We start from the raw sequence: 4,697 nt of genomic DNA on the forward strand, positions 1-4,697 counted from the left end.
GTGGCGGTTCAGCCGATAAGTAAGATTATGTAAAGTAAGAAAGAGACAAGTATTTTATAATAAACTTTAGGAAGAGCCATATAATTCTTATATTTGTTTTCAAATAGAAAACTTTTTCACTCGTTGTATCGTTTTGTGGATGTACTAGGTAGAAATAAAATAACTAAATACGTCAAGAATAAATATGAGCTTGCTCGTGAGTTTGACATATTTATTTCTAGAATAAAAGCCTCAGAATGGAAGGATGGAGCAGATGTCAAAATCACCTTTCCTGACGTGGATCACATTCTTGGTAATGTCTATATCTTCAATGTCTCCAGTTCTAGAAGCTTGGCGATGATTTATTTTGGAGACCAGGAGGTTGAAATAATATGGGCTGGAAATCATGATGACTATGAGGCAACTTTTCAAAATAATAAGAGCACAATCAAGAAGTTTCTTAAAAACAAGGGGTTTAGTATATGAAACTTGAAGTTCTAAATAGCATCAAAAATGAAGGAGAGTACGAGAAAGCCTTGGCTATGCTTCGTATTCTTAGAGGCGCTGAGCCTGGAAGTGAAGAGGAGAACTATCGGTCGAAACTAAAAGAACTAGTGTTGGCCTATGAAGGTATTCATCATCCGTTTGGCGAGGAAGGGTTTGAACAGTGGGCTCAACAGATGCAAAAGCCCGAACTTGCTACTCATAAAGTTAAAGAGATTGAAAAGGCAGAGAATGATGCCATAGAATTCACGCATAACTGGAGAAGTTTTATTGAGAAGCGGAAAGACATCGTTAAAAAAAGAATAAAGGAAAAACACATTACTCAGGAGAAACTTGCTGAGAAGTTACATTTGCGGAAGAGCCATCTATCCAATATTTTAAACGGGAAGAGGACTTTGAATGCTAATGTTGTCGTATTGATAAGCCATTATTTAGATATTCCGTTCGAAAAGCTTCTTCCGCCTGTCGAGGTAGCTCAGGGAGCCATTATGGCAGAGTAAAAATCATTACAAAAGAAGGAATGGGATATAATCAGCCCCCTTTTGACATTCAATTGTACAAATACCTTTAAAATTAAAGCCGGCTTTACAAAAAGTCGGCTTTAATTTTAAAGGTAAGTTGAGACACTACTCTAGAACTAGAGTAATTAAGTTTACTACCAGAAAAGATTGAGTTTTGTTAAACGGATTGTCATTGCTTGTTGGCTAACGTAAAAGATGTCAGCTAATTTCTTAACTGATGCCTCATTAATAAAGCCTAACTTTTTTACTTCTCTTTCAACCAAGTGCTTGGGCATCAAAATAGCTGCTGCAAACGCATTAGCTTCTTTTTCTTTTTTGAATTCGCCGGTAGAGGAGTCTTGATTTCTGAAAAGGGGTTGTTTGTCAACAAACAGTTCGGAATGCGTTCGATGCAGTTCAAAGTGCCCTAATTCATGCGCGATGGTAAATCTTTGCCTCACACCAGATTCGTTAGGGTTGTAGCCAATCACACTTTTGTCCTTGTCTAACAGCAGAACGCCTGAGACGTCTTCCCCTAGGTCATAAGCTTGAATTTGAATCCCCCTTTTGGCGACAATCTCTTCAAGAGGCACAGGCAGTGACTCGACATTACACTCTTTTAAAATAGCTGTTGCGAGATTTTCTATTCTGACAGACATAGAAACGTTATATGGATGTATTTTCGAGGATAAAATTCCTTAGCTTATCAACTGCACCAGGAGAGTCATTCAGCTCTTGTTGAACAAGCTTGATTTTCCGTTCCACTGAATCTGATAGGATAGACTCAGGCGTATTGTTCTTATTGTATACCTCACCCACTAGTTCCTCTATACTCACTTTTAGCACATGAGTTGCCTTAACAATCAGGTATAGACTCGGACATTGCCTTCCCTTTTCGATGTTGACAATAGAGGCTCTAGAAAGCCCAAGTAATATTGCAAACTCTTCTTGTTTTAAATTAACGGCTTCCCTAGCACGCTTAATGTTCTCCCCAACTCTCAAGTAAAACTTCTTTTCTTCTTCCATTTTCCATTGGGTTTGTCCTACAAAGATAGGGTTGAAGTAAAACATTTCAAACTGTTTGTATTACAAACAAAAAAATAATGTTTGTAATACTTGACAAAGTATAGAGTGCTGATATATATTTGCATCAAATATTTAACTATTCAATTATGTCAAAGGGAAAAAACCAACATGTTGTAAAGCATCCGGAAGGCTGGGCCGTTAAGGGTGCCGGAAATGAAAAAGCCACCAAGGTAACTTCTACTCAGGCGGAAGCTATTAAAGTGGCCAAGCAAATCGCAGTAAACCAAGGCTCGGAGCTGCTTATCCATGGTAAAAATGGCCGGATACGTGAGAAAAACACGTACGGCGAAGATTCTTATCCACCGAAAGGCTAATAGCGCAAGATTATGGAGAATAATTTTATAACAGCTTACAAGCTAGAGGCCGGAGATACCGTCGTGGTACCCAAGAGTGAGTGGGAAGTGATTCAACACCATGCCCTGTATGTCGGATGTGATGCCACGGGACATCACTACATGTGTGAGAATTTAGTCGGCCAAGGTGTAAAGCTTACCAGGTTAAAAGACTTCCTGGCAGGGACAAGCAAGGTCAGTACAATCAAGAAGTTTTCAGGAACCCCTAAAGAACGGCAAGCAGTCGTTCAGGATGCAGTAGCTAAGCTAGGCCGCCCCTACCATCTGCTAAGCTACAACTGCGAACATTTCGTGAACGATGTGCTTACCCGCACACCGGCTAGTGCACAGGTTAATCTGGTGTTTGGATGGACGGCGCTTGTGTGCATGGCTTGGGCAATTTTAAAGGACTAGCTGTTAGCTAAGCAATAATAACTAAAAGTAACATGGAAGATAAGTTTAGAAAGAAGTCATTTACAGATAAAGACATTCCGGCTTCAGATAGAGGAGTGCCTGTGAAAGAGGTTGTTAAACTCATAACGAGTAGCCCTTTCTACGAGGATTTATGTGAACTACTTGAAGTTGAAAAGCTGAAAGACGAGTTTATTGAAATCCCCGGTGCAGCTACCTTATTGCAGGCGATAAAGGCGAAGAACAAAGAATTCGAGAAGATTGACCTAGAAGCGAGCTACAACAATCTTGCCTTCACGAAAACCGAGGATGACGGCAAATTCGCCTTCGTCTTCAGTCAAGTAGACGAAGAAACCGGGGAATTAATAGAGGGTGGCAGCATAATAGCAAAACCTATCTATTCGGCCAGAAGTGACTTCTTTTCTACCTTATTCAACATGGACAGGTACGCCAACAGTCTTATAGACAGTGGCTATGGACACCTGGTGCAAACGAACTTAGATTCCCTCAAGGAGATTTACAGTAATGGGAAAACCCATAGGAAGAAATACAGACTGCTAAAAGATGAAGATGGAGTCTACTTCAGAGCCATTACTTCATGCAAGAACTATTACGACTACAATAACAACATCGCCGTATTTGTTGGTTTGCTAGCGCTGCACCAAGAATCAAAAAAAGATGCCAGGTTTACAGTTAAGCGCTGTGAATACAATGAGTCTTTTATACGCATTTACTTTGAGAAGGAGGAAAGCCGGCCAGTTGAAAAAGTAGGCAAGGCAAAGTACATCATCGAAGTTTCAAATGACGAGGTAAAAAGGGAGGCCTTAAGATTCTCCGGCGTGATGACACTCATTTATGGGGACAACAAGGGGGAAGAAGAGGAAATCTTTATCAAACCCAAAGATCTTAAAACAAGCTTTGTTTCTATTACACATGGTGTGCCACCCAGAACAGCTCTAAGATCGCTCGAAAACATTGCCAAATACAAGGAGCGAGAAGAAGAGCTTTTTAATGACTTGGCCCATATAAGTACAATAAACAACCCTGACCAAATTAGGCATCTAATCAGAAGCAAGGTTGAAAAGATGAAGTCTAATGAAATGGTAAAGTACAAGAAGGAAATACTTGATGAGCTTATCAACCGTGTCGACAGCATCTACTCACTTATGAAGTTGATGAACAAAATTGACCTTATAGTAGAGGACATTGAAGCCAAAGAATACTTAAGGTATTTTATGTACGAGACACTAATTAAAAGGGATTGATAATGTAGTATACACCATAAGTCGCTCTTTTGCTGATAAATTTTATTCTCGGTATTTTAAAAAACAACTTATAATAGAAGAAACAACCATGATAGAAATTCGAGCTATTAAACCTGGTCCTAAACCTAAAAAAGATGATGGGTCTCTAGACAGAAGAAGGCGCGTTACGCCAGAAAAAAAAGAAAAATACCCACCACTTAGGCCTCACAAACATAAGCCCAACGATTAGTCTGATAATAGCTTGACGTTGAGCAGAGGTATGCTGCCTGGTGTAAAAATGGGGGGGTAGAACCATATCCCGCTACCGCCGAGCAGAAGAACTCTGCTGTCCTGCCTCGTGCTGCACACTGTATCCGTTAAGGGCAGAAAAGAAGGCCTCTTGCTGTTGCTTTAAGTGACTTTGCAATGTTGTATGGTTGCTATTGCTGTAATTATGTATTGTATTTGATGTATAAGCTTCTTAAAAAATGGAAACCAGCTTCACCATGTAGAAGACAAATTTTATCCCCAATTTCTTTAAACCCTTTGTCATAAAGATTCTCTACCATTTCATGAAGCTTTCCTCTTGAAATGTCATAACTGACCTCTTTTTTGAATAACTCAATTAAAATTAACCCGAC

8 protein-coding genes are annotated in these 4,697 nt (G+C 39.6%); 5 read left to right on the plus strand and 3 right to left on the minus strand.

The window, feature by feature from the left end; genetic code table 11:
• The first annotated feature begins 135 nt into the window (after nt 1–135).
• Together ACFQ2O_RS20035 and ACFQ2O_RS20040 are read left to right on the plus strand one after the other, a co-directional pair.
• The gene (locus tag ACFQ2O_RS20035; protein ID WP_377532248.1) at nt 136–465 is read left to right on the plus strand and encodes a type II toxin-antitoxin system HigB family toxin; all 330 of its coding nucleotides are present in this window, start codon (nt 136–138) and stop codon (nt 463–465) included.
• Nucleotides 462–983 (plus strand): helix-turn-helix domain-containing protein, encoded by a 522-nt coding sequence (locus ACFQ2O_RS20040; RefSeq protein WP_377532250.1) that lies wholly within the window; start codon nt 462–464, stop codon nt 981–983. Before ACFQ2O_RS20035 ends, ACFQ2O_RS20040 begins: the two co-directional genes overlap by 4 nt.
• Before the next feature lie 155 nt (nt 984–1,138).
• Here ACFQ2O_RS20040 and ACFQ2O_RS20045 read toward each other — a convergent pair whose 3' ends face one another.
• Nucleotides 1,139–1,642, minus strand: a complete 504-nt coding sequence (locus ACFQ2O_RS20045) for an ImmA/IrrE family metallo-endopeptidase (RefSeq protein ID WP_377532252.1) — start codon at nt 1,640–1,642, stop codon at nt 1,139–1,141.
• A gap of 7 nt (nt 1,643–1,649) precedes the next feature.
• The gene (locus tag ACFQ2O_RS20050) at nt 1,650–2,009 is read right to left on the minus strand and encodes a helix-turn-helix transcriptional regulator (RefSeq protein WP_377532254.1); all 360 of its coding nucleotides are present in this window, start codon (nt 2,007–2,009) and stop codon (nt 1,650–1,652) included.
• Nucleotides 2,010–2,155: 146 nt separating this feature from the next.
• On the opposite strand from ACFQ2O_RS20050, the gene ACFQ2O_RS20055 reads away from it, so the two are divergent.
• The 3 genes from ACFQ2O_RS20055 to ACFQ2O_RS20065 are packed head-to-tail and all read left to right on the plus strand — an operon-like array spanning nt 2,156 to nt 4,077.
• A complete protein-coding gene (locus ACFQ2O_RS20055; protein ID WP_377532256.1) occupies nt 2,156–2,383 on the plus strand; it encodes a DUF2188 domain-containing protein in 228 nt (75 codons plus the stop codon).
• 12 nt (nt 2,384–2,395) lie between these two features.
• A complete protein-coding gene (locus ACFQ2O_RS20060; protein WP_377532258.1) occupies nt 2,396–2,815 on the plus strand; it encodes a lecithin retinol acyltransferase family protein in 420 nt (139 codons plus the stop codon).
• Nucleotides 2,816–2,847: 32 nt separating this feature from the next.
• A complete protein-coding gene (locus ACFQ2O_RS20065; protein WP_377532260.1) occupies nt 2,848–4,077 on the plus strand; it encodes a hypothetical protein in 1,230 nt (409 codons plus the stop codon).
• Nucleotides 4,078–4,508: 431 nt separating this feature from the next.
• Here the strand turns inward: ACFQ2O_RS20065 and ACFQ2O_RS20070 are convergent.
• A partial coding sequence (locus ACFQ2O_RS20070; protein WP_377532262.1) for a hypothetical protein occupies nt 4,509–4,697 on the minus strand: 189 nt, incomplete at its 5' end.

The sequence above is a fragment of the Pontibacter rugosus genome, assembly GCF_042678745.1.
Taxonomy (GTDB): Bacteria; Bacteroidota; Bacteroidia; order Cytophagales; family Hymenobacteraceae; genus Pontibacter; species Pontibacter rugosus.